Here is a 25,261-nt window from a genome sequence, read left to right on the forward strand (position 1 = left end):
AACATGATTGTGTCGAAACAGTTAAGGCTGTTCAATAGGATATGACCTCCCTATTGCTGAAGAGACAGGTCACTTAATAAGGTTAGGCTTGGTATGGTACATCCCGGCTGGGTTCGGTTCGGTGGTGTTTGGTATGGTACGGCTTGATACGGTAATTTAATTATTACATGAACCATTTAACTTTATTATTTTCATTCCTCATTTAAACCAAACAACTAAAAATAAAATACTTATAAGTACCATTATAAACATTTTAGGCACTACGGTGTTCTTACATTCATTTGTACACTTCTCTAATCTGATAGAGAGGTGATACACTTGTCTGATTTCTTAAAATTAATTGGGGAAAACGTCCGCTTTTTACGAAAAAAAAGAGGATTGACACAAGAAGAATTAGCTGAACGAATTAATCTACAACAGGCTTACATTGGTGGAGTTGAACGTGGAGAAAGGAATATTTCCATGCTTACCCTACAAAAAATTGCTGATGGTCTAGAGGTTTCACCTGATTTAGTTTTAAACTTTGGTAATATCAATTTAATCGATAATCCTCAAAGAGATGAATCTCTTAGTATCATTACTTCTCTACTTCATCAAAAAAACGTTAATGAATTGCAATTTATCCTAAGGTTCCTTCATAATTTCTCTGAATTTGTAGAGAATGGCAACTTTAAGTAATAAATGCAAAATATTTTTGAATACATACTCTAAATATTCACTTACAATAAACATCTCAAGTTATCTAAAGATTACTATAAAAAGTTCCAACTCGCTCCTTACTTAGAAAATCTTTAATACCATTGCACATAAAAAAGTTATCCTGTCTGAATATGTTAGATAGAATAACTTTTTTATATTTTTTGGATTCAAGATGTTTCAACCAATAAGATAGTTTACTTCTAGTAAATCTCCTAAAAATACCATTCCCATAAGTATTTTTAGGAGATTTCATAAGAATAAAGGTTTAGTATCTCTTATTTTTGAAATATATAATTTTGGGCCTTCAACTAACGCAACAGAACTATTCGTTAAATTGGTATTTGGCGACCATATTAAAAATGTGAAGTAGACCTCCCCTGTTGTTGTACAAAGACATGAAACTCCAAACTATTTAGACAAGAAAGTCTAAACTTTTAATTTTGGTTAGTAATTGAGACCTAACATTCTAAATTAAAATTTTCATCATTTAATTTAACTAAACTAGAATGAAGTCAATACCTTTAAATAACAAAGACCCAAAACATTAACAATTTGTTTTAGGACTTTGTAAAAGATTTTCCATACTAACTCTTTGATATTAAGTGATTTTTAGTTAACAAATATGTTCTTATTGCTTTTATTTCGGAAGAACAATTCTTTTATATAATTGAACTGTAATAAAGTAATAGATTGAATAGATAACTAGAAAAATTAAGATTGGTAATCAAATATGATAATATGGATCAATTAAGATAAAACCAAAAATCTTCATACCTAATAACACATGAATCATACCTATTATCCCTGGGAATAAAAATACTAAAAATGACTATCCCACATTACGCTTCACCCTAACTTTAAATTTATTTAATTCTATTTTATCAGAATATTCATACGTACAATTAGACAAAAGGTATGATTTTCTCATTATTTTCATTCATTATAATAATGTAAGTTAAAGATGTTACTGGCTAAATAGTTTAGAGTTTCTTGTCCTATGTTCAAAAGTTTTAGACTTTCATGTCCTGTTATTAAGACATGAAAGTACCTACAAAATTTATAATAATGGCTATTTATCAACGATTCTTCATAAGTTTTTAGTTTAGACTTTTATGTCTTTCTACATGTACAAAGACAAGAAAATGGATACTATTTTATAAACGCTAACTTCTGTTATATCTAATTTTTTTGCATTAAGAAATAGTTTATATATCAATACACGCATATTATGGATACTGGTATTATTTTAATTAATCACTTGTATTTTAAAAAGTCACTTACTCCAATTTATAAGTAAATGTCTTTTTATTAAAAGATAGTTATTTCTAATAATAACTCCGATTGAGAAATCCAACAATATAATTAACTCTTTTAATTTAACTGTTAACCAGACGTATAAAGTGGCCTATTTTAATAGTGATTTAATAACCAAATATATCCATTTCAAAAGGCGTACCTTTATAAACACTGATTACTTTTTAGGAAGATTCATCTGTAAAAAGTAAAACTAAGTCTACATCATTTTATAATTTGTAAAACAAGTCGTTAAATAGCCAAATAAAAACCCAGTGATATCAGTATGTGTGCATCGTATCACTGGGTTTTATGAGTTTAACATTTTGTATCTTTTGTAAAACTCATTTGTTAAATAAAAAATCCCTTCACGATTTGTGAAGGGGTCAGTATACATTGAAAGAGTAATTCCATTTTAATATGTAAAAGAAAAACTCGTATTGACTAAATTCACTTTTTTAACTTAATTTTATTCTTTTGTAAACATATTTAAATATAGCTTATCTTAATGGAAAACAAAGCGCCGGCATTACTTTGCGCATTTAACAAATTAAGAAAACAAGGATTTTATCAAACTACAATCCATTGTATAATCAAACATTTAAACAATCTTATTGAACAGGATCATAGGCAGGTAAAGAGACGTTTTGTCAAATCCGAAGGGTTTCAAAATCTTCTTCATACTTCACGTACGATATATAAGAAAAGGTGAAGTCCTCAAAGAGACTCCACCTTTTCAACGTACAATGAACTTCAACAATTACTAGCTACTTCCTAAACATTGGTCCTCATTTACCAACCTGTGTATGCCTTTTTAAACTTTGCAACAGAACCCAAAATTTTATTTTCGCGCATTTTCTTTTTTGAACGCACATTATTTTACCCTTCTGTTACAGCTATATTATCAATGTTAAAGCCCTGGTTAGATGCTTCATTAGCAATAGTCAATTTCAATTTTTCAATATCAGATGGAGTTGTGAATTTATACGTTTTTCTAGCCCACGAATTACCCTGTTGTTCAATTGGGTGTGCTACGCCTGATTGTTTGGATCCATCCATAGATAAAAAGTCTAAGTAAAGAGTACCATAGCCACCAAAATTATTTGAGCTTGGTGTGGTACTATCATACGATAACTCATAAGTAGTATTCGGATTAACTTTTATTGTTTGAGAAACCTTACTATTTTGATACATATTTAAATATTGATTACCAGCACTTGGGCTCCCCTCTTCAACTGTCCAACCTTTTAATCCCTTCGAAAAATCACCATTTTGAAACTTCCACTCGGTATTATCCGGAATTGTTAACTCGAGTGCAGCTAAATTCCAAATTTTTATACTAGCTGAAGTTTGAAGAACACCATTATAAATAGTAATGTTATTCAAGCCTTTTTTAAATTGAAACCTTCCTATTAATACTCTTTTATAAACGAAGCCATCATTCAAAGACATTCCATCCCATATATCACCGTTATCAAAGAAATCAGTAGTAATATTTTCTGAGTGATTTCCATTGATGGATACCTTTAATACTACTTCGTCTTTTTGTTTCTCAGCACCAATAACTGCATGTAATTCGTAAGTATCCGCTGTCTCCGTATGAATTTGATATGTCACATAACTATCCTGATTAAGATTATTAGAATAATTTTCAAATTGTAAAACTCCATCTCCAAACATAGGTTCATCAATCATTGTTATATTTGATTCAAACTTACTGTGATGGTAATTCCCTACATCAATTACTTTAGTTATAGGCTCATCATTTTTGCTTACACCAACAAATCTATTTTCAGGTGTATAATCGTCTCGTTTAAAACCAACTACCATTGCATCTAAAGAGTTGAATCCACCAGTTGCATTTTTACCAAATCCCATGATGGATGATACCTTATTCCCTACATATTGATATGCACCAAATTTGTGTGGATTAGGCCACCATGATCCTCCTCCAATATTTTTCTCTTTTTCATTATAAAATTTGAATCCTAAAGAAATAGGTACTAATTCAGACCACATATTCACTTGGATAAGAGGATTTTTTACCGGAGATTCTATATCAAGAACAGATTCCCTTCCACCAGTTCCACCAGTTCTTTCACTATCAATTATTTCATTATTTTGGATATAGCTACTTTGAATACTATCAAGTCTCTCTGCATGATTAACTTGCAATCTTTTAAAGATTCCACGATATTTAAGATTATGGTCTTTAATGATAGTATCAATTTCATTTGTAGTTTTTTCATAAGGATATACCGAACCTGCAATATCTGAATAAATTGTTCTAAATGGATTTAATTCTATGTTATTTTGATATATTTCCTGATAATACTTCCATTTGTAAGCAAAATCAAATACAGTTAAAGTCATTCCCCTTTTATATTGATTGATTACATTCCATCTAACTGTATTAATATAGTGATTTTTATTGTTAGTTGTTGGAAAATCTTTATCATTCAGTTCACTTTCTGACACTTCTTTTAATCCCTTATTATATGTTTTCAGCAAATAACTAGTATATTCATCTATTATTTCTTTTAAATTCCTTTTGAATTTTTGATGTATTTCTTCATCCATTCCCCATTCTAATCCATGAATTGCTGCATCCCTAATTAGAAGAATGTGCATTTCTGCAACGTGAACAAAGAATGGAAGGAATAATACATCATATTTAGGATTTTGAAATGTCGGTATTCTTTGTATGAATAGTAGATTTGCTGAAGTAAATACCTGTACTAAATATTCTTCGGGTGTCAGCCGATCTGGTATGTCAAAAACTTTTTTACCATTATATGAATCGTATGCATCTCTATATTCTTTTAACACATTGGCTAAACCAGCTATTTCTTGTATAAGTTGAGACATCAATGCTTCTTCTATTTTTTTATCAACTATTTGATTAATAGCTTTTTCTAAATGCTCCCATATTTTTTGGAAATCTATACTTGATTTTGTAGGGAAGAATAGCATAGATACTAAGCTAGAAAGTACTCCACCTACAACCGGTATAGCTTCTAAAGCAGTTAACCCAATAAAACTAAGCAACCCTAAGACATCATCACCATCATTAATTCCTTTTTCGATAAGAGTTAAAAGAGAAGAAGTATTATCAAGTGCATTGATAAACATTTCTTTATTCCACTTGGTTCCAGATATATGTGGCATATCTACACCGCTCAAGACATTATAAGGTACCATAGTATTACTACTCATATTCATCACTCCTAATAAAATGATTTTTGATTAGATAAGCATGAATTAGCATATGTAGCTCTGATTATGCATTATTACATGCTTTTCGATACAAATATTACATGAAATTCCAGTTTATTTTTGATAAGATTATTATAAAAATACAACTATCTTTACTTAAATTTAGTAATTATGTGATATTAAGTTAGTAATTTTAATCAATACGTAAATTGCATACAATAATTCAAAAATTCATTATGACTTTAAGAGGTGCATAACATGGTAATATCTGCCCATTCAGTTGATACGAAATATATTTGCCTGTTGCTATTTCAAACGTTTGAAATACCTGTTCGTTTTTTAGATAAGAGCAAAAATATCCTTCATGAATATATATATCGTGATATCCCTAACCCCTTTTATTCCTCTAAGGAAGAACATCTAAATGGACTTTATTTAGATGATGACCCTTTTAATTTTACGATTATTCGAACAAATAATTATCTTGAAAGTTTCATCTTATTACACTTAAATAATCAGGAGAACATTAAAGGAACTTTTATCATCGGACCTTGTATATACTCAAAACCATTAGAAAAAATGATAGATAGAATCATAAATGATAGCCATGTTATTGCAAATAAACATATGATAATGAATTATTATTATTCATTACCAACCATAAAAGAATCAAAGTTAATTCATGTCAGTACTTTACTGTACTACATGATTTATTTTAAAAAAATAGATGCTAACACCGTTATAGAAAGAAATAAATCTTTTAAAAGAATAACCTGTGAGATGGAGAAGCCTGATATTTATATTTCACTTTGTCATCAAAATGATTATGTACGTAATGAGATATCAGCTTCAACAAAAATGTATGAAGCGATTAAAGCAGGGAACAAAGAAGAACTACTAAAATATTGGGGTTCATTTCCTCGTAAAACAATTACAAAATTTTGCGTTACGAACGAGCTAAGAAATCGAAAAAATCAAGCAATTGCTGCTATTGCTATAGCTACTAGATATGCAATAGATGGAGGGTTGCCTTCAGAGGTAGCATTTTCACTTAGTGAGTTTTACATTCAAAACCTTGAAAAATTAAATGATATAAACTCCATATTAGTTTTAGTGGAAAAAGCTTTTTGTGCTTTCACTGAACATGTAAAAACATATAGAGGAAAAAATTATTCAAAACCTATTATTACTTGCCAGAATTATATTTCCAAAAACATATATCAAGAAATATCCCTTAAACAACTGGCATGTATTACCAATAAGAATTCTATGTATTTATCTACACTATTTAAAAATGAGGTGGGAATGACTCTAAGTGAGTATATTCATCGAGAAAAAGTGGAAGAGGCAAAAAAACTGTTAACTTTAACTAACTATTCTTTATTAGATGTCAGTACTTTTCTCAATTTTAATAATCAAAGTTACTTCACTAAGATTTTCAAAAAATACACAGAAATGACTCCAAAACAATATCGAGATCAACACACTATTTATTAAAACCATTAATCTACTATTTTTTCAAAGCCAACTTTATATTGGAAAGAAAGAAAAAATATAATAAACACATGTTATTTCAACTAACATGTTCATTTAATTCAATACGAAAAGTAAAATCCTGTATTTTAAATACAGGATTTTTTTCAAATTTTATATGATGTCTAGAATATATGTGAACGACAAGGAGTAGCTGCTTCCACTTTTCGCTCCATATAACAATAACAATTGATTACTCGTTAATAAATGCTATCAATCCTGTTTACCTAAGAAATGATGTCATCGTACCAACTGTATTCGAATTCCCAGAACTACAGCTTGAGTTCTGTCCCCTACACCAAGCTTTTGAATAATGTTATGTACGTGGGTTTTAACGGTTCCTTCTGAGATGAACAATACATTTGCTATTTCTTTATTTTTCTTTCCATATGCCATAAGCTGTAAAATTTCGATTTCACGATCTGTTAAAGGTTCTATTGAGGGTGAAACGAAGGATTGATCGGTTTCTATATTAGTAATAGGGTTTACAATCTTTTCAAGCGCTTGTTTCGCTGTTGTACTATTGTATAAGGTAGCCCCTCTATATATAGAACCTATCCCATTTAGCAGCATTTGAGTTTGGGTATCTTTTAGCAGATACCCAGCTGCGCCAGCCCTTATTCCATCGAATACATAGTCTTGTATATCAAAAGTTGTCAATAATATAACTTTTGTATTAGGCAGAGATTGAACAATCTTTCGTGTTGCTTCTATACCGGTCACTTTTGGCATTTGCACATCCATCAGTACGACATCTGGTATACTTTGTAAAGCGACCTGTAAAGCCTCCTCCCCATTATTTGCTTCACCAACAACTTCCATATCAGGTTGGCTATTCAAAATATAGCTAAGTCCTTGCCTGATGAGTTGCTCATCATCAGCTAACACAATTCGAATTTTCTTCATATTCTCCATGTCTTTGAAACCTCCTATTTATCTTTATTAAATAGATTCAATTTGGTATAAAGGGATTATAATTTTTATTTTTAACCCCCCTTCTTTACTAGCTGAAAAGGTACAGGTGCCCCCTATCGATTGACAACGTTCTATCATTCCTTTTACGCCAAAACCATCTTTGAATGAAGATGTATTTATAAATCGGCCATTATCGGAAACAACTAGAGAGATTTTTTGATCATTTTCTTGTATACATATCTCTACCTCATTAGCTCCGGAATGTCGAATGACATTTGTAATAGCTTCTTGAAGAACTCGGAAGATGGTAATACTAATATCTTCATTCCATTCGGAGAATCCCCCTTCTTCTTTTAGATGGAACTTGATTTTTGAGTTGGAAGCTGTTTGAGAAATAAAACCTCTAATTGCAATAATACCAAGACCTTTTTCGTCACTTGCCCACTCGTGAACAGTTACACGAATTTCCTCCATTCCTGAACGTGCAATTTTCAATAACTGATTAACTGTCTTTGTTGCAGTTTGTGGATCATTTGGCAACATGAGTTCTAATGCTTGTAATTGAACAACGAGAGATGTCATCTGATGACCTAAACCATCATGAATATCTCTTGCAATCCGTGTCCGCTCAGTAAGAGCAGCATATTTCATTGATTGTAACGTGGCCTCTTGAAGTTCAGCATGAGTAGCCATTAATTCTTCATGTATTTGCTCTAATTCTATAAATTGTTCTTGATTAATTTGATAAGCTTCCCTTAATAAGCTCTGTCCTCGTATTCCTACATATAACCCGCCTAGGCCAAATAAATTTGCATATGGAAAGTTGTTTATCCATGAAATCTCCAAAATCACGCCAATAGCAAGCAACGCTTGTAGCGATGTCGTGACAATAAATTTCACTGGAGAAATCGCTAATAAACAAACGAGTGGCCAAAGTAACTTAGCACCTTCAAACTCCATGTTAAGTAAATGAATTACTAAAACTGTTCCAATAAGTAGGCTGGATATAAGCATATATTTAGAAGGGCTCCACCAATCTTTTGGGATCCAGAGCATAAATAAATAAATTATAATATAACAAATACATATCATTAGGGATAGTTGCCCTTGAGTAGAAAAATATCGATAGTAAAAGACAAAACCAGCGATGGATATTATTACCTTGAATACTTTTTGAAGTATTATTTGTTCTAATGCTTTGTTCAATTTGGTATCATTCTCCTTCCTTTTGCATCTCTCATGGACTATTAAGATGTTGTATAAAGATAAATGGGCTCAAACCGATTTTATCATGGTGGTTGAATTTAAGTCTCTATCTATAGGTAGAGAGAACCAAAAAAAAAATAAACCTGAGATAGAGGTCTTTGGAAAATGAAGATGATACTCTTATTTTGTAAGAAATAAACGAAAATATTAGACAGAATAGGACGGTAACTCAAGCTGAATAATCACTCATTAATTTATATTTAATAAAAGAATGAAAAAACAATATTAGTGGAAGGAAACAGCGTAAGTTTATTTTTGTCAACATTATAATGTTGACAAAAATCCGAAAATAAAACATTCGTATCGCATTGTTTACATTCCATTAATAAATCCATGAAATAATGAAAGGGTGTTTTTTTGAAAAAAGGTTTAATAATTATAGGTTGTATAGGAATTTTGTTGTTTTCATTGGTATTTGGATTAAAAAAATATGCTCTTTTTGTAGCTTCTAATAAGATAAGTGATATTCTTTTTTCAAAGAATGGAGGCGAAACAAAGCAACAATTTTTGCCAAAGGCAGAAAAGGGAGTTGCAACTTCAGAAGAAGGTAAAGACTATAAAATATTCAATGAAAATCAAAATTGGTTTAAAAAACAAATCGAACTAGGAAAAGTGGAGAATTGGGAACAGGAAACTACTGAAACTTATAATAGCCCGGATGGCTTATCAACAAAAAAAGTTAAGCATTCGATTAAATTAAACGCATACTATTTAAAAAACGAGAACGACACAAAAAAGACAGTAATAATTGCTCACGGTTTTGGGCTGAGCGGAGATCAATATGGAGCTTGGGCTAAAATGTATTATGATTTAGGCTATAATGTACTTCTTCCAGATGCTAGAGCTCATGGAAAAAGTCAAGGTGATTATATTTCTTTTGGCCTGCAGGAAAAGTATGATTATACGAATGAAAATGGTTGGATTAATCAAACCATTCAAAAGGTAGGAAATGATTCTGAAATATATTTGCATGGTGGATCAATGGGAGCTGCAACTATGATGATGGTTTCAGGCGAATCTCTACCGTCTAATGTTAAACTATTAATCGAGGATTGTGGTTATTCAGATTTGAATATACCTATTCGTAATCTGAATAAATCAATCTTAAAACAGTTAGAAAACAATGGTGGTAAGTTTGAAATTAAACGTTCATTATTGGGGTTGGATGTAAATTTCTCGATTAAAGAAAATGATATTAACTATGTATTCAATCAATTGTTACATGTTTTCAACCAGAGATATGCTCTTTCTAAAGAGGATAGTGAAGTATTTAAATATGTGTCTGCACGAAAAGCTATGAGTACTACAAAATTGCCTGTTTTATTTATTCATGGTCAATCAGATACATTAGTGCCATTTGAGCAAACAACAAGTGCATTAATAGAAAGTAAAAAAAATAACAAGAATAACTCAAATTATAAAATTTATTTTCCATCAATGGCGAATCATGGGGCTTCAATAAAAATAGATTATCAAAAGTATAAAGATGCAATTCAAGAATTTATCGGGGAAAACACATAAAAAAACAGGTTTATATACTTAGAAATTTAAATTACAGTTTTATAATTATAACTTCCTACAACTTTATAAAATGATAATTATACATCCAATGTATCAAGAGCTACTGTAAGAAATTAATTAGACATTATTATAAAAAAGACATTTACCCCAATTATGAGTAATATCATCCCCTTAAGGTAGACAGTGTAAAAAGAACATGAACAAACATGGATGTTACACTTCTACTTGGAGGGGATTTTATTATGGATAAAAAAGGGTCTACATTTCATACTTATTCATATGAATTAAAGATACAAGCTGTAGAAATTTTTTTAATGGTGAGGGTAGTCAATCAGCTATAGCGAAGAAATATGGACTTAAACTATTGATTTACCACACTTGCATCAACTTTTACAATCAGTTTTCCTTTTTCAACAATTCCTGAAACTTTTTTAATTTTTAATGAAGTATTTCTTGGTAATATTAATTCCGCATATTCATTTCCCATATATACAGCATGTGTTCCTTTTGGAACTTCAATATCCATACGAATTGTTTTTGCCTTTTCTCCTAGATATTTATTAAGAATAGCTAGTGAAGTACTTGTAAAACCTTTGTTTTTAACAGTTTTTCCTTCAAATTTTTTCTTGAATTTTTCAATTGATTCTTTATTAACTATAGTTTCTTTTGGGTTTTTTGGATCTTTTGGAAAAAATGTCCCCGGTGCAATTCCAAACTGTTGCTCATCTGTATATCTATATACCATAATTGTATCTGGTACACTAGCAGTGTTCTGTTTAAATACTTTATCCATTTCTGAAGCGTATTCTTTTGCTACTTTTACATACTCTTTAGGATATCCATCTACTTTCCCTTCTCTTAAAGCTTGATTAATCCTTGTTCCATTTTGCTCATAGTTATTAAAAGCCTCATTTGCTTTTGGTGTTACTACAATTTTATTTCTATGATTAGGAAGATTCTTCCCATAATTTTTTGCTTCTTTTTCTTTGTCTTTAAAAGACATCAGTTTATCTAAAGATGTATCCGTTTTTTTTGTAGATTGAATAGTAGAAATAGGATAATCGAGAGTTAAACTTTGCTCCATTGCAGATGCTACATTAGCTGTTCCACTCATAAGAACTATAGTCGCTAGACCAAAAGAAGCAACTTTTTTACTTAACATGTGAATGTTCCCCATCGCTATCAAGCTAAGGTTAGGAAAGGTTAGTTTCAGAAAAACTCTTCTTCTTTTTCTAAAAAACTAGTATAGATTATTGGAAATTATGCATATCAAACAAACCCTAACGGGTTTCATTTTTTTATTAGGGATCCTGCCGCATGCCCATCAACTTAAGAGTGTAAACAAATTGAACTTTTGTTCAGCCGGGTTAAAACATTCTTAAAATAAAAGTATATTCTTAAAAATGCGTATACCAAATAAACCCTAACGGGTTTTAATTTTTTAATTATGCAATTTTCTTTTGTTTTCTCAATCCATTATACTCATAGGCAACACCCATAATATCAAAGACAGTTTTCTTCTCATATCTGTGAGATTTCCGTCCATTCTTCTGTAGAAGATGGAACAGGTGGATTAAAATTTTTGTTATTTCTCGGGTGTTTTGCTGTATAGCTTGATAAAGAATGTATAGATGGTCTTGAATCATTCCAATGGCTTTATATTCGCTTAATTCTCTTTTCTTCTTTCTTAAAATTAATTGTCGCATCTTAAACATAGTAGAAGAACATAGAAAAATAGCGATGAGTTTTCCATAAATGTGGCATTCTAATCGCTCTCGTTTGATATTGTGCCAATCATGAATTTGAAATAAGGATTTCCAAGTTTTAAAGATAATTTCAATCTGCCAGCGGAGGGAATAAAAATCATGTATTTGTTCCATCGGAACCTATTCCAAAGGTGTATTGGTAACATAAATGTTCATACCAGTTAATCGTTTGCTTTTCTCTGAGTACGTAATACCCTTTTTACTTTCCGTATACAATTGTTTTTTCTTACGCTCTCGAAGTTGTTTTTCAGTTAATCTATATATAATAACTCGTGTAAATAGTTTTTTATCCTTTCCGATATAAGCATCTGTTATTTCATAAACCTGTCCTGGTTTTAAGGTATTCATAATGTGTTCTAAATCAACTTTGATGTACTGAGACTGTTTTTTTACGGTCCCATTTCGAAAGTATTCGGGAAACTCATTTTTGATATACACCATATTATTTAGTTTAAGCCTGGATATATAATACACACCACGTTGGTCCATTTGATCTAAATCATCCAGTGAATAATAGCCTAAATCCCGAATACATAGATCGCCAGGTCGTAATGTCGCTAAACATTCTGTTCCAAAGGCCTTATCATTGTTCTTCCCCGGTTCAACTTGAAAATTTAAAAACTGTCCATTATGTAAATCATATTCTAATTGAATCTTTATACCTGCTGTTTGTGCACAACCACCTGATCCAGGATACACACTAGCTAAATGTTTTGGCACTTGAAAAATCGTCGCATCTAAAATACGAATCCGTCGAAAATAGGTAATTGAAGAGCTTGGAATCACTGGTATTTCACAAATTTTATTTTTTAATAATATAGAGAAAATATGTTTTAAAAAGCAAACAGCCTTCTTATTGAAGCGTTTATTTAGTCCTTCTGGACTCATAAGAGTTCCTGTAACAGCATGAAGTTGACTACACAGTCGAACTAAGGAATCACTCGCTACACGTTGACTAATCCAGACACAAATAATAGCTAAATCACGTCCTGAAAATTTACGCTTTCGTTGTATAAAAGCTAGTTCTCTAGCAAGTTTTTCTAAAAATGATGGGGTAAGATGTTGATGTAATTCTTCAGCAAATAATTGTAGCTCGCTTCGAATCGAAAGATTCATAAAAATGTCATCCTTTCTAATAATCTAGCTTGTTTAGAAAGAATAACGTTTTTTTATACTTGAGTATAGTAAATATTCCTGAGTTGATGGATGTGGGATACTATCCCTAAAAGAATGCAAAACTTGATACTCTATTTGCATAAAAGCTCCTTTTTTTATGAAATATATGATATCCCATTAATCTGTGATTTTTTATGGAAAGAGAAGAAATTCCTTCATGGATTCTCTCATTGGTTAAAGAGTCTTTAGAATTTATTAGAAAGTTTATATTGAATTCTGGTTCTTTAAAAAATATGTCTAACTTATATGATGTTTCTTATCCAACAGTACGTGCCAAATTAGATAGGCTAATAAAAAAGATTGAAGTACACAGTAAAGAAGACGATGTAGAGTTTGTAAATATGATTAAGGGATTTGTTATTGATGAACGAATTAGTTTAGATGTCGCTAAAATTATCATAGAAAAATATAAAAAAGAAAGGGATGTTTAATTATGAAACCTGTAGTTGGAATACTAGTTATTGTTGTTATAATAGTTACTCAAATCTTTTTATCATCTCGAAAAACCCCTTATTTAGGTGGAATTCTCCCTGTAGCATATATAGGTTTTATTGGCTTCTTTTTTAATAAACTAATAGCTAATGGTGATTATTTGTCTACATGGATAATGCTAATGGTTGGTTTATGTAGTTCCTTAGGTATATGGGCTTCAGGCAGAAAACGTTTTAAAAAAGAGACAAAAAGATTTAGATCTAGAATTAGGTCTAATTAAGTTACAGAATCTCTAATTTAAAGAGATCCTTGTATTGTTAATGTCTCTTTTTCATTTTATTAATTAGCATGATATACCATCACATCATCAGAAAGATTAATATAAATTAGTATCCATACAATAAAAAACGTTATCATTTCTAATCTAGCCTGTTTAGAAATGATAACGTTTTTTTGTACTTAACGGTATTAAAATTTCTTAAGTTGATGGGCATGCGTCAATACCCCTTGAATAGGAAAATAAGTACTAAATGTATGGGTAATTCAATATTGTACGTTATAAATTAGTATCCAAATTCATTTTTTCTACATACAATAAACATACTTATTCTTGAATCTAAATAAACATAAATAGCTAGAGCGCTGATTAACTTCCAATGTTCTAGCTATTTTTTTGCTAACACAACTTATAATTAGCGATACTTAGCTTTCTGAATGCATTAAACTTTTTGCTTTTAAGTATAGTATCATTCTTCTTACTTTTTAATTATAATTTGTTAAATTTCAATTAGCAGTACTACACTATGTGAAAGTTTATTTTTTAATACATAAAGCAGATATCATTTTACAATTTTTTTCGGATTGCCATTACTGCTGCTTGTGTTCGATCTGTTACATCCAATTTCTGAAAAATATTGTGGGTATGAGTTTTGACTGTCCCTTCAGAAACAAAAAGGATTTTAGCTATTTCATGGTTTTGTTTCCCGTAAGCTAATAATTGTAAAACATCAACCTCTCGCTTAGTTAAAGCGTCCTTATATTCAAATTCTTCGTCGGCCAAAATACAATTATCCTCTTGCTTTATAAATTGTGTAAAGGCTTGATTTGCTGTCGTACTGTTATAAATCATTGCCCCTCGATTCGTAGCACGTATACTATCTAGCATTTCCTCTGTTTCAGTATCTTTTAATATATACCCCACCGCGCCAGCTCGAATACCGTCTAGGACATATTGTTGTACATCAAAAGTTGTCAATAAGACAACTTTTGTGTTTGGTAATATACTCATAATGTTTTTAGTAGCCGTAATGCCTGATATGTCAGGCATTTGAATGTCCATAATTACCATATCCGGTGTAGTTTCTAAAGCTATTTTAATTGCTTCCTTACCGTCTTTGCATTCCCCAACTATCTCCATATCGTCTTGCATTTCAATAATATAACAGAGGCCTTTTCAAACAAACGGCTCATCATCTGCTAGCACAATACGAATCTTTTCCGTCATACTTCTCCTCCATTTTTCTGAATTGGAATTGTGGCTTCAACCCGGAGTCCTTTTGGTTTATTAAAAGAAAAGGAACAATTACCTCCAACCGATTGACAGCGTTTTATCATACCATTGAGTCCAAAACCATATTTTAATGGCTTATCCCCTGTATATATGCCATTATCATCAATTGTAAGTGTCACTACTCCATCTATTTCTGTTACATTTACAATAACAGAATCTGCATAAGAATGTCGCAGGACATTTGTTAAAGACTCTTGTAGAATTCGGTACAGAATTGTACTTTCCTTCATCGTCCATTCTGTTATACTTCCAGCTTGAATGAACTCAATTTGTAATAAAGAATTCGCTTGAACCTGTGAAATCAATCCTTTTAATGAAGTAAGCCCAAGATCTTTTTCATCACTTGTCCATTCCTTTTCGTGCCACCTTTAAAAGTTCTTCAACATGATCCTGAGCAGCAGCGGGGTTCTTTCTTAACATAATCTTAAGGGCTTGTAATTGAATAATAAGTGATGTCATTTGGTGTCCAAGTCCATCATGAATCTCTCTTGCTAATTTTGTTCTTTCTGAAAAAGCTGCATATTGCATAGAAAGTACCGTTGTTTCCTGTAGTTCAGCATGTGCTTCGTCTAATTCTTTTAGTTGTTTTTGATTGTTTTGATATGCTTCTTTTAGCTTGGATGTACTTCGAATGGAAACATAGAGGCCGATAATAATTAAGGTTTCTTGATAAGGAAACGTATTGGCATGTAAAAGTAGAATAATAACTATCCCCGTTATAATAGCTAAAATTGTTGTTGCTCGTGCCCACTTGGGTTCTGCAGCGGCAAGAAAAACTAAGAGTGGCCATAATGCATAATTTGGAAAGCTCGGATGAGAAAAGTATAGTACACATGACAAACTTATTAATATACTCGCAAATAAAACATACTTCCCAGCAACCCACCAAGATTTTAGTGAATACAACATCCATAGATAAATTGAGACAAAAACACTACAGACCCATATTGCAAACGTACCATAAGGTGCAAAACCTTTATAAAAAAACACGCATAATAAGATGCTTCCAATTGCATTTCCTGCATGACTATCAATAATTTTTAAAAATGCTTTTTCCATGTACTTATTCCCTCGCAACCTTACTTTTAGTTTCAATATTCCCTGGTTATAGATGGATATCCATTTTTTGATTTATAGACTGTAATTTTACAACTTCTAATTATAATAGTTCATATTTGAGTAAGATTTCTTTAATGTAGATTATCTAAAATGTGAAATAAAAGAATAATGAAATAGTTATTATATTGTGTTTATTTTTCCTACTTCATTATACAAAGGAAGTTTTAGTTTTAGTTGTATTCCTTAATCGACTTTTTAATTTGCTTTTAGATTTGTTCTATATCTTTGTATTTTTATCACTATTCCAAGAGTACGAATAACTACCATAGCGATCGTAAACAATACGAAAGCAGGAGCTATAACATTAAAATCTAAGTGATTTGATACCATGAAATCTATAAATTGTTGTGGATACCAGTCTTCCGCTATATAAGCTAATACGACACGCCATCCAAGTCCAACAACCCACAAGCATAAATAGGGGATTCCCGCAGTTACGTACGCTTTATTGTCAGAACCATATTCTACTTTTACTGTAAAAAGCATTAATCCTCCCATAATCATGCCGACCACTGTCATTATTATAAGTGCAGTTATATTTGAACCAGAAGTAGGTATCTCCTCAACGAATAAATAAACAGTAATACCACAAAGAATAAATGGTAGTGTAGCTCTCCTAATTGTGAATTCCTTCCTTCCGATTTGTGTTAATAATACAATTGCTAAAAATGCACCAATCATCATCCAAGTTTGAGTATTCAATTTAAAAACCTCCATAAATTCATTGTTTATTTACTTACTGGAGGATTGTATCATCTCTATTATTTTAGAACCTCTATCTGAAAGATGATTTTTTTGATGCCCTATATCTGTAGGTAGAGTTATTAATACTTTTTTAATAAAAAGTATTAATTTTGGTGTCTGTTTTTAGAAATACCCATATTCTTGTCCACATAGTGAGACAGGAATATGGGTATTAAATGAACAACTGCTGTAGATAATTCAATATTTTATACTATAAAATTAGTTCATATTTTCATGCCTTTCTACACCTTCTCTTTTTACAAGGACGTACAAATGGATACTACTATACCTAGCATTGTTTTAGGGCAAGAAAATGGGTGAGTTTTATAAAGAGATTGCTTAAATTATATAATTTAAATACATTAAAGAATAATTTATAAATAACTGCGTACATATCTATAATGATTTTTTATAGCAACTTTGTTATTCAATAAAGAACTATTGTTTCCTATAACTATGTAGGGTGATGCCTTCTAAAAACAAACATTTTGTCTACCATAATATTACTCATCTTCATACTGCCTAACTAATAAATAAAACTTTTGACAGACTGTCAGTCAAAAATATATAATGTAATTGATACTTATTATCAATTACATTAAGCCTCTTCAATAACTAAACTTAGCTTGCGCGGTTTCCCTTAAAAGTTGTAGGTTAAACTTCCCACTTGAAACACCAAATAAATGTTCAAATGTTGGTTGAATGGATACAACCCTTGCAATTCGTTCTTCTGGAGTCCATTTGAATAATGATGAATCTACCCAATGGTGAATCGTTGAAAGGAAAAATTCTGCTGTAAGTGTTGGATTATTAACATGAAAAACTCCCTCTCTATTACCTTGGATAATTAAATCCGTTAAAATTGGCGTAAATTGACAAATCGTCTGTATATGTAATATTTGACGAAGAATCGCATTATTATCGTGTTGCAAATATTTAAAAATCTCAATATGCCCTGTTGGATCATCAAGTTCATACACAAAGACCCATGCAATTTTTTCGTAAGTAGAAAGAGAATCATTATAAATCACTTCAATAAATTGTTTTTTTATACTTTTTAGTTGGCGATTAATCAATGCATTAGCTAAGGCTTCCTTTGATTTGAAATGATAATACAATGTGCCTTGTGCTACACCTAGTGTTTGAGTAATATCTGTTGTTGAGGTTTTTTCATAACCTTTTTGTTTGAAAAGGGATTCTGTAACATCTAATATTTCATTTCGTCTTTCTGATGCACTTTTTGTTACTCTGGCCATAGTTTCTATCACCTCCTTCCATTATTTAATCATTTGACTAGTTGTCAGTCAAATGGTTGTTTAGAAAAAAGTTTTTGATTTTATATTAAACAAATATTAGTTATATAAAGGAGCTGTATCTATAAATATGATTCACTTAAAAAAAACAAGAGCGTATTCTTCACTTAGATGGTTTTATTTAGCGATTATCTTGCTTCCAACACTGCTAATCTCTTTAAATACCTATATGATTCAGATCGCACTACCCATTATGCAATCTGAACTGCACATTAATTTCTCACAAGCACAATTAATATTTTCTGGATACTCGATTGGACTGGCATCAGCCCTAATAATTGGTGGTAAACTTGGTGATGTATACGGAAGAAGAAAAATTTTATTAATTGGTGTATTTGTTTTTACAGTTACAGCTTTTGTTGGTGGAATTAGTTCACATCCATTGTTTCTGATTATTATTCGAATTATACAAGGATTGTCAGCAGCTTTTATCCAGCCACAAATTTTGTCAATCATTCAAATTATTTTTCCAACAAAAGAAAAGAATCTGGCTTTCGGTCTATATGGTGCTGTCATTGGAATTGCTTTCACCTTTGGGTTAATATTAGGGGGATTATTAGTCGACTGGAACCTCTTTAATAGTAGTTGGCGTATGATATTCTTATGTAATGTACCATTGGGTATTCTAGTACTCTTATTACTGCCTATTGTTCCTGAATCTAGAGGAGAACAATCTCAACATATTGATTGGGCTGGTGCAATTTTATTAATGTTAAGTATCTTATTGTTTATTTATCCGTTATCTGAAGTACAAAAATATGGTTGGAATTCTTCGAATTTAATTATATCTATCATTTCATTTCTTGTATTTATTTTCTTTATTCTTATTGAAAGACATAAACAAAAAAATGATCAATTACCGCTTATAGATTTATCTGTATTTAAAAATTGGTTATTTGTAATTGGAATTAGTTCAGTACTGACAATTTATATGAGTATGTTTTCATTTTTCTTTATCCTCAACTACTTTTTACACTTTGGCTTACATTATCGCACGACAGATATGAGCTTAATTTTCTTACCAATTGGTCTCGGCTTCTTTATTACTTCAATTTCATCTTCTAAAATAGTGAATCATTTTGGTTTAATTGTATTAAAAATTGGTGCATTGATAATGAGTATCTGTACATTCATACTCATTAGATTACTTGTAATGGATGCACATAATCTATTTACTGTAGAGTATATATTACTTTTATTTGTCTATGGACTTGGACTGGGATTTGCTACAACACCTTTAGCGAACACCATTTTAAACAAAATATCTCATAATTATGTTGGAGTTGCCTCAGGACTGTTCACAACCTTTATGTATTTAGCTAATTCTTTAGCGGTTGTAGGCATAAGTATCATCTTCTCTAATAGTTTAAAAACAACTTTAGAAAAGGCCTCTTTTACAGATTATGTACATGCATTTTCAAATTGTCTATTTGTAATTAGTATACTTTCATTGAGCTCATTTCTCATTTTTTCTATATATAACAAGATTTACAAAAAAACTAAAAAATAGTACCCTTTTCAAATAAGAAAACACCTACTTTCATATAGTCATTTCAAGAAATTCGTTACTTCCATTTGCCTAATGACTTTGTGTTTACACACTTATAAGGAAACGTGTCGCCGAAAGGTTATTTTATTAAACTCCTCACAAGCAATAACTTTGTAATCTTAGATTCAAATGAACCTCTAGACGAATACGCCATATGCTAATTTAAATACCTTCTAGGGAAGCAGGTGAGTACTGTGCCTTCTGTTGTTGGAAATCTTGTCGTTCAAAACAGTAATGGTGCTTTTAATCTAGGGGATTTTTATAATGTATCTCCGAAAGAAAATACGAAAGCTTATAATGGATCTGGCTCTTCCAATGTTGGCTTTGTCGTAAATACTTTTAATGGTGTTAGCGCGACAAACACATTTGATGCTGATGTTGCAGACCAAAGCCAAGTTGGAACAGCCTAAATTTATTCATTTACCTATACCACACCCTGAATAAAATTTGATATTCCGCTCTTACTATAATTACATCTAACGTTTCATCTCTTACTGGAGCAGCCAGCTTTTGTTAACTGCCCTTTTTATTTTTCATCACCTTTTTATTTAGGGATACATACTTTGTATAGAAGAATTTTCAATATACCTCTATTGGGCTTTCGATTATCTGTACATTTGATTAATTACTCCGAGGAAGAGCGCTGTTCAAAAGTGCTCTTTTGTTTTGTTTCTGCTCCAATTTCTTAAGTGCATGTTCCCAATTAGCACGCATTTTCTATACCTCTTTTTATAAATCCTTAAATTTCATCCATACTATATACACACTTAATTTTTGAAATTTCTTCTTAAATTTTCTTTAGGAGAGCAGTTAGCTTTTTTGTATTCCGGCTCTTACTTCTTGAAATACTCCTTGACTATCTTTTCCTAATAAATACCCATCCTTTATTCCACCTTGAATAAAATTCTAATTTTTTCCGATACTATGGAAGAATTTAAAAAATCAGTTTAAATTCTTCCCACTCTAGCTCTCTTGGTCGAGAGATGAGCAGTTAGCTTTTGCTAGCTGCCTTTTTTGTGTTTGTCCCAATAAAATTCTAAATTATGCCCGATACTATAAATAGGCTGATGTAGCTTGATTTCACAGTGAACTCTGTAATATTCTTTTCTATTTCTCTGAGGGCTGAGCAGTTAACCTTTTTTAACGGATCTTCTGTATTAAGCTGACAATAAATTTTAGGTCTTATTTCTCCTCTATGCCATATCCTTTTAACCTAAGTATCCAACTTAAAGTGTTACCTCCTATCTTAAAGAGCACTTATGTATGGTGCTCTTTTTATGTTTAAATAAGGATTTTGTTCTGCTTTTTTATTCGAAACATATAAATCAAATGTAGTAAGTAATTATCTTGATCATGGAGTGATTTTTATTCTGGCGCCTATATAAGGTGCTCTTTTTTTATGCATTTTTGTCTCAAATAACTATTTTGTTGAATTTCTCAATTTACAAAGTACTAACTTTGTAAATTGAGTTCATACATATTTATTGAATACATTTTAAGTTCTTATAGCATCAAATAATTTAGGAGTTGATTAATATGTCAAGTAAACCGCTAGTTATAACGCTTCCTCCTATATCAAAAACTAAAATTACATTTTATTCTTCTTCTGGCCAAGTAATTAATCATACTTTTTTAACAAATGAAACTTCAGAGCCTATCGCAACGTTTGCATATTGTCCTATAGACTTTGAAAGATTTGAAACTAAAAGAATGCCAGTCCTTATAAAATAATTGTTCATTTTCATTTACGACTAATCTTTTTTACATTACACATACTATCTACGAGTCAGCTTCCTATGGCTCCACTCCAGACTGTTTAGGATCACGGCAGGTAACTTAGTCAATTACCTGCCATTTTACGTATAAGTTTAATTTTTTGTACAACAAGCAGCTAGGTAATTACTTTGTTGTGCAAAATGAGTTTTTATGACCTTGTCACCATTTAATTAAACGAGCATATATATTATTTACATAGCTTTCTTTCACTCATAGGGCCTTCTTTTTAAGAGCACTGTATACAAGTGCTCTTTTTTGTGCGCAAATTTTTCTCAACAACTATCATATAGAAGACTAACTCCATTTTGGGTAATATATAGGCAATCTCTATTACGCTTGATTCTTATAAAAGGACCCACCCTATCTAATGTGGTTTTTTTAATACTTTCTACTTAATAACTTTTTTATTTAAAATTTGCACATACACTCAAAACATACATAAGATATATTGCTGTCACATTATTACATCTCAATATGATATGAGTCTTGGTCAAAGAGCGCTTTCCCGGGCGTTCTTTTTCCTTTTAAATAAGGATTTTATTTTGACATTAGTTGATGTTTTCACATTTATACTGTTCTTAGGTTCACCTTTTTTGATTTCACATAATCGACACTCTGTATATTCAATTGCATACCCTGACTTATTCATTTTCCGTTCCCTTTTAAATAAAAATTTTATTAAGCTTTATTTAGCTTATTTGGATTATTTCACAATTACATTCAAAAAATAACAATAGATTCCACCGATACATTTTTAGCAAACCTCTCTGCATATTCATCTTCTTTTCTAGGAACAGAAACCATAAAATTCATGTGTTTGTTATATACTTAGTATCGATAACTAGTATTAGATATTTTATTCTCCCTTTCTTTCAAATAACTATTTTGTTGAATTTATAAAATACAATCGCTTCATTAACTTATGAAACCTCTTCTCTGCGATTTCATTTAAATCAAAATGTTGTGTTTCCGCTAATGTCACCAGGCACCAAATTACATCACCTAACTCCTTTTCTACCTCGTCCTCATTTAAATTGTGTCCATGATATACCGCCTTCTTGATATGGTCATAACTTCTCCTACTTCTCCTACTTCTCCGCATAATTCCATAGCGTAGTTTGTAGGATTCTGCTCGTATGTTCTTCCTGTTGCAAATGTTCTTGTAACTGCTGTTTGATATTCTTTGAAATTCATTATTTGTGCTTTTATCGCTTTAATGCTCGGTGGTATGGGAGATGCATTTGAAGCTATTAGCGGATTTATCTGTATCTCCATTGTTTACCCATTACCAGGAGTATTATTAATGGGTATTTTCCGTAAAGATAAAGCTGCTGTATCTGCATAACATAGGCACTCGAAAAAGTGTTTTTCTTTATTTCTCAATAACTGAAGTTACTTAATGTGGTAAAATAATAATCGGATTGGCATCCAATACCATATTGCTGATGGTTCAAATCGCAGGAAGGCACCTTAGGGTGTCTTTTCCCATAAAATTTACAATAAATTCATAAAACCATATAAATAGTTTTTATGAAATAAAATCGAATGAGAACCCAGATATATTTGTACTGTAAGAAAAGTCTTATGTAGGTCAAGTAGAGAGACACACTTTGATGGCAGTGTCTTTTCTTTATTTTCAAATGGACCTGCTCAATTAATTCTTAAAAACATAAGATAAAGTGAACCTGTTAAAACGCACATTGACCTATTATTGAGTCTCCTAATTAAAGGGGGAAAAATTATGAGTTACGGCGGTTCTTGCGGTGACTTTGGTGGCGGATTTGCTTTACTGATTGTTCTATTCATCCTATTAATCATTATAGGATGTAGTTGTTGGGGCGGCGGTGGAGGATTCGGTTACTAAGAAAAGTGGTTAAAATAGGAGAAAGGGCACCTTAAGGTGTCCTTTCTTTTGTTTGAAACACAAACTGCCAAAATATTTGTATCTTTGTTGATTTACGACTCCTATAAACCAACAAACTTCTTATATACAATTTGTTATCCTAAATGGGTTGACAATACGAACAGTTATAGGAGGATTTTGTGAATGGTAAAAAAAGCTTGTGCAAGTATTATTATTGGAATTCTTTTAATATGTTCAACAGGATGTGCCCATCAAACTGATTCCATCGCAGTTAAAACTCAATCTGTAGATGGAACATATACAACAAAAGATATCACCGAAACATTTCCTGTAGGAACACCCATAACTACTTACATCCAAAAAGAAGAAAAACTTAACGTAAAATATCTCACTAGCATTACGCTTACAGATAGTGGCGTTGGTAGAGTTCTGGAAGCAACAGATGGTTTTGTTGTCATATGTGGAAATGAAAAAGGAGTTTTTGATGTGTTAATATTTAAAACTATGGAAGATGTAAAAAAATATGCACAAAGTTTGGCGCTATAATTAATACCCTTCCGGCACCTCCACACTAGATTACTTAAACAAGCCCACCTATTTCCGTAGGTGGGCTATATCTTTATTACACAATACCAAAGTATACTCTCTTTTCCTTGTAAATTTTATGCAATTATACATATTCACGAAAAATACACCCTATAAATATTACATGTAGTAAAATATAAAATGTGGATACATTCTATAAAGCAGATTCTTTTGAAAGATGTAGCATATCAATCATTATAGAAGATATGACATCACTCTAATTTTGATCTCAAATCTCTTGTATTTTGAATACTAACAATCTGATGTATATAGCTGATTCTGTTTTATAGGATGTGTTTACATTTATAACAAAGAGATAATGCGTATAAATTTATATTAAATGAACATGGTTCAAGTCGGAGGAAAGCACCTTAGGGTGTCTCCCCCATTTGTATAATCCGTTTGATTCTTTTAAAATTATAATAAATTATTTATGTAATAATCCTAATAAAAAGATAATATCAATAATTTTTTGTTCTTCTACGCTGGCATAAATCTTTGTACCCTTCCGTTCACTCATGACAATCTTACTAATCGTTAATTTTTTTAAATGTTGTAAAACTTTATATTCTGCAATTTGTGTTGTGGCACTAAGTTGAGAAACTGTCATAACACCGTTTTTAATCAATTCACAAACAATCAATAAACGGTTTGAGTTACCCAACATTTCTAAAATTTTAACACTCCCTTCATAATGAATATACCCCATATTAAAATCATTAGACATACGCTTATCCTCCTGACCTATCATAAATAATAGCTTAAAAAGATTAGATATAAGTAACATTATCCTTATGAAAAGTAGCACAATTATAAATACCATTATGGATATCCCCCTTTAAGGATCTAGGGTTTTATTAAAACTTGAATTAAGATTGCCCTGTACCAATTTATATAGCTTTTCACACTTGTTATCCATCAAAA

20 protein-coding genes and 5 pseudogenes are annotated in these 25,261 nt (G+C 31.0%); 12 read left to right on the forward strand and 13 right to left on the reverse strand.

Annotation, left to right across the window (positions count from 1 at the left end; genetic code table 11):
- Positions 1-318 precede the first annotated feature (318 nt).
- A complete protein-coding gene (locus JFU02_RS09830; protein ID WP_201070883.1) occupies positions 319-678 on the forward strand; it encodes a helix-turn-helix domain-containing protein in 360 nt (119 codons plus the stop codon).
- A gap of 658 nt (positions 679-1,336) precedes the next feature.
- On the opposite strand, the pseudogene JFU02_RS09835 reads toward JFU02_RS09830, so the two are convergent.
- Positions 1,337-1,525, reverse strand: a pseudogene (locus JFU02_RS09835) (ABC transporter permease); the annotation flags it as partial.
- A 969-nt stretch (positions 1,526-2,494) separates the two neighbouring features.
- Between JFU02_RS09835 and JFU02_RS09840 the strand changes: the two are divergent.
- A pseudogene (locus tag JFU02_RS09840) lies at positions 2,495-2,770 on the forward strand (DDE-type integrase/transposase/recombinase); the annotation flags it as partial.
- A gap of 101 nt (positions 2,771-2,871) precedes the next feature.
- On the opposite strand, the gene JFU02_RS09845 reads toward JFU02_RS09840, so the two are convergent.
- On the reverse strand, positions 2,872-5,208 hold the full coding sequence (locus JFU02_RS09845) for an insecticidal delta-endotoxin Cry8Ea1 family protein (RefSeq protein WP_201070888.1): 2,337 nt from the start codon (positions 5,206-5,208) through the stop codon (positions 2,872-2,874).
- Positions 5,209-5,466: 258 nt separating this feature from the next.
- On the opposite strand from JFU02_RS09845, the gene JFU02_RS09850 reads away from it, so the two are divergent.
- Positions 5,467-6,705: an AraC family transcriptional regulator gene (locus tag JFU02_RS09850; RefSeq protein WP_201070896.1), complete on the forward strand. Its 1,239-nt coding sequence runs from the start codon at positions 5,467-5,469 to the stop codon at positions 6,703-6,705.
- Between the two features lie 276 nt (positions 6,706-6,981).
- Here the strand turns inward: JFU02_RS09850 and JFU02_RS09855 are convergent, their stop codons facing one another.
- Together JFU02_RS09855 and JFU02_RS09860 are read right to left on the reverse strand one after the other, a co-directional pair.
- Positions 6,982-7,656: a response regulator transcription factor gene (locus JFU02_RS09855; RefSeq protein WP_064472753.1), complete on the reverse strand. Its 675-nt coding sequence runs from the start codon at positions 7,654-7,656 to the stop codon at positions 6,982-6,984.
- A 27-nt stretch (positions 7,657-7,683) separates the two neighbouring features.
- Entirely contained in the window at positions 7,684-8,862 is a 1,179-nt protein-coding gene (locus JFU02_RS09860) for a sensor histidine kinase (RefSeq protein ID WP_201070899.1), read from the reverse strand.
- Between the two features lie 417 nt (positions 8,863-9,279).
- Between JFU02_RS09860 and JFU02_RS09865 the strand changes: the two genes are divergently transcribed.
- Positions 9,280-10,443 carry an alpha/beta hydrolase gene (locus JFU02_RS09865; protein ID WP_201070902.1) on the forward strand — a complete coding sequence of 388 codons (1,164 nt, stop codon included), beginning with the start codon at positions 9,280-9,282 and terminating at the stop codon, positions 10,441-10,443.
- 361 nt (positions 10,444-10,804) lie between these two features.
- On the opposite strand, the gene JFU02_RS09870 is transcribed toward JFU02_RS09865, so the two are convergent.
- Both JFU02_RS09870 and JFU02_RS09875 read right to left on the reverse strand, forming a co-directional pair.
- Entirely contained in the window at positions 10,805-11,605 is an 801-nt protein-coding gene (locus JFU02_RS09870) for an ADP-ribosyltransferase (protein WP_201070904.1), read from the reverse strand.
- 283 nt (positions 11,606-11,888) lie between these two features.
- Positions 11,889-13,325, reverse strand: a pseudogene (locus tag JFU02_RS09875) (IS4 family transposase).
- A gap of 194 nt (positions 13,326-13,519) precedes the next feature.
- Between JFU02_RS09875 and JFU02_RS09880 the strand changes: the two are divergent.
- Both JFU02_RS09880 and JFU02_RS09885 read left to right on the forward strand, forming a co-directional pair.
- Complete coding sequence (locus tag JFU02_RS09880; protein ID WP_201070907.1) at positions 13,520-13,816, forward strand: DUF2089 family protein; 297 nt, start codon at positions 13,520-13,522, stop codon at positions 13,814-13,816.
- Positions 13,817-13,818: 2 nt separating this feature from the next.
- Positions 13,819-14,113 (forward strand): annotated as a pseudogene (locus tag JFU02_RS09885) (hypothetical protein).
- A gap of 548 nt (positions 14,114-14,661) precedes the next feature.
- Here the strand turns inward: JFU02_RS09885 and JFU02_RS09890 are convergent.
- From JFU02_RS09890 to JFU02_RS09905, 4 genes and pseudogenes are all read right to left on the reverse strand, one after another.
- On the reverse strand, positions 14,662-15,246 hold the full coding sequence (locus JFU02_RS09890) for a LuxR C-terminal-related transcriptional regulator (protein WP_242488078.1): 585 nt from the start codon (positions 15,244-15,246) through the stop codon (positions 14,662-14,664).
- Positions 15,247-15,317: 71 nt separating this feature from the next.
- Positions 15,318-16,446 (reverse strand): annotated as a pseudogene (locus JFU02_RS09895) (sensor histidine kinase).
- Between the two features lie 255 nt (positions 16,447-16,701).
- Complete coding sequence (locus JFU02_RS09900; RefSeq protein WP_001097209.1) at positions 16,702-17,208, reverse strand: hypothetical protein; 507 nt, start codon at positions 17,206-17,208, stop codon at positions 16,702-16,704.
- Positions 17,209-17,858: 650 nt separating this feature from the next.
- Positions 17,859-18,506, reverse strand: coding sequence for a TetR/AcrR family transcriptional regulator (locus JFU02_RS09905; RefSeq protein WP_201070910.1), 648 nt, complete (start codon positions 18,504-18,506; stop codon positions 17,859-17,861).
- A 127-nt stretch (positions 18,507-18,633) separates the two neighbouring features.
- Here JFU02_RS09905 and JFU02_RS09910 point away from each other — a divergent pair, with 127 nt between their 5' ends.
- The 3 genes from JFU02_RS09910 to JFU02_RS09920 all read left to right on the forward strand — a co-directional run bounded on the left by JFU02_RS09910 (position 18,634) and on the right by JFU02_RS09920 (position 21,843).
- On the forward strand, positions 18,634-20,073 hold the full coding sequence (locus JFU02_RS09910) for an MFS transporter (protein WP_201070914.1): 1,440 nt from the start codon (positions 18,634-18,636) through the stop codon (positions 20,071-20,073).
- A gap of 233 nt (positions 20,074-20,306) precedes the next feature.
- Positions 20,307-20,522, forward strand: a complete 216-nt coding sequence (locus tag JFU02_RS09915) for a spore germination protein (protein ID WP_201070917.1) — start codon at positions 20,307-20,309, stop codon at positions 20,520-20,522.
- A gap of 1,126 nt (positions 20,523-21,648) precedes the next feature.
- Positions 21,649-21,843 (forward strand): hypothetical protein, encoded by a 195-nt coding sequence (locus JFU02_RS09920; protein WP_000095757.1) that lies wholly within the window; start codon positions 21,649-21,651, stop codon positions 21,841-21,843.
- A 925-nt stretch (positions 21,844-22,768) separates the two neighbouring features.
- On the opposite strand, the gene JFU02_RS09925 is transcribed toward JFU02_RS09920, so the two are convergent.
- Together JFU02_RS09925 and JFU02_RS32110 are read right to left on the reverse strand one after the other, a co-directional pair.
- Complete coding sequence (locus tag JFU02_RS09925; protein ID WP_242488079.1) at positions 22,769-22,990, reverse strand: MazG nucleotide pyrophosphohydrolase domain-containing protein; 222 nt, start codon at positions 22,988-22,990, stop codon at positions 22,769-22,771.
- Positions 22,918-23,082: a nucleoside triphosphate pyrophosphohydrolase family protein gene (locus JFU02_RS32110; RefSeq protein WP_242488112.1), complete on the reverse strand. Its 165-nt coding sequence runs from the start codon at positions 23,080-23,082 to the stop codon at positions 22,918-22,920. Before JFU02_RS32110 ends, JFU02_RS09925 begins: the two co-directional genes overlap by 73 nt.
- Here JFU02_RS32110 and JFU02_RS09930 point away from each other — a divergent pair.
- The 3 genes from JFU02_RS09930 (at position 23,072) to JFU02_RS09940 (ending at position 24,298) form a co-directional block, all read left to right on the forward strand.
- Entirely contained in the window at positions 23,072-23,233 is a 162-nt protein-coding gene (locus JFU02_RS09930; RefSeq protein WP_201070920.1) for a hypothetical protein, read from the forward strand. The genes JFU02_RS32110 and JFU02_RS09930 overlap by 11 nt on opposite strands.
- Before the next feature lie 396 nt (positions 23,234-23,629).
- Entirely contained in the window at positions 23,630-23,752 is a 123-nt protein-coding gene (locus JFU02_RS09935) for a YjcZ family sporulation protein (protein ID WP_144489937.1), read from the forward strand.
- A gap of 183 nt (positions 23,753-23,935) precedes the next feature.
- Entirely contained in the window at positions 23,936-24,298 is a 363-nt protein-coding gene (locus JFU02_RS09940; RefSeq protein ID WP_201070923.1) for a hypothetical protein, read from the forward strand.
- A gap of 466 nt (positions 24,299-24,764) precedes the next feature.
- Here JFU02_RS09940 and JFU02_RS09945 read toward each other — a convergent pair whose 3' ends face one another.
- Positions 24,765-25,064 carry a metalloregulator ArsR/SmtB family transcription factor gene (locus tag JFU02_RS09945; protein WP_201070926.1) on the reverse strand — a complete coding sequence of 100 codons (300 nt, stop codon included), beginning with the start codon at positions 25,062-25,064 and terminating at the stop codon, positions 24,765-24,767.
- Between the last annotated feature and the right edge of the window lie 197 nt (positions 25,065-25,261).

The sequence above is a fragment of the Bacillus sp. TH13 genome (assembly GCF_016651175.1).
In the GTDB taxonomy this organism is placed as follows: domain Bacteria; phylum Bacillota; class Bacilli; order Bacillales; family Bacillaceae_G; genus Bacillus_A; species Bacillus_A thuringiensis_S.

What these genes read in the sequence shown, in the direction of transcription:
- JFU02_RS09845 (WP_201070888.1), bottom strand. Translation starts at nt 5,208, where the DNA reads ATGAGTAGTAATACTATGGTACCTTATAATGTCTTGAGCGGTGTAGAT.
- JFU02_RS09850 (WP_201070896.1), top strand. Translation starts at nt 5,467, where the DNA reads ATGGTAATATCTGCCCATTCAGTTGATACGAAATATATTTGCCTGTTG.
- JFU02_RS09855 (WP_064472753.1), bottom strand. Translation starts at nt 7,656, where the DNA reads ATGGAGAATATGAAGAAAATTCGAATTGTGTTAGCTGATGATGAGCAA.
- JFU02_RS09870 (WP_201070904.1), bottom strand. Translation starts at nt 11,605, where the DNA reads ATGTTAAGTAAAAAAGTTGCTTCTTTTGGTCTAGCGACTATAGTTCTT.
- JFU02_RS09880 (WP_201070907.1), top strand. Translation starts at nt 13,520, where the DNA reads ATGGAAAGAGAAGAAATTCCTTCATGGATTCTCTCATTGGTTAAAGAG.
- JFU02_RS09890 (WP_242488078.1), bottom strand. Translation starts at nt 15,246, where the DNA reads ATGCAAGACGATATGGAGATAGTTGGGGAATGCAAAGACGGTAAGGAA.
- JFU02_RS09905 (WP_201070910.1), bottom strand. Translation starts at nt 18,506, where the DNA reads ATGGCCAGAGTAACAAAAAGTGCATCAGAAAGACGAAATGAAATATTA.
- JFU02_RS09910 (WP_201070914.1), top strand. Translation starts at nt 18,634, where the DNA reads ATGATTCACTTAAAAAAAACAAGAGCGTATTCTTCACTTAGATGGTTT.
- JFU02_RS09920 (WP_000095757.1), top strand. Translation starts at nt 21,649, where the DNA reads ATGTCAAGTAAACCGCTAGTTATAACGCTTCCTCCTATATCAAAAACT.
- JFU02_RS09925 (WP_242488079.1), bottom strand. Translation starts at nt 22,990, where the DNA reads ATGCGGAGAAGTAGGAGAAGTAGGAGAAGTTATGACCATATCAAGAAG.
- JFU02_RS32110 (WP_242488112.1), bottom strand. Translation starts at nt 23,082, where the DNA reads ATGAATTTCAAAGAATATCAAACAGCAGTTACAAGAACATTTGCAACA.
- JFU02_RS09935 (WP_144489937.1), top strand. Translation starts at nt 23,630, where the DNA reads ATGAGTTACGGCGGTTCTTGCGGTGACTTTGGTGGCGGATTTGCTTTA.
- JFU02_RS09940 (WP_201070923.1), top strand. Translation starts at nt 23,936, where the DNA reads ATGGTAAAAAAAGCTTGTGCAAGTATTATTATTGGAATTCTTTTAATA.
- JFU02_RS09945 (WP_201070926.1), bottom strand. Translation starts at nt 25,064, where the DNA reads ATGTCTAATGATTTTAATATGGGGTATATTCATTATGAAGGGAGTGTT.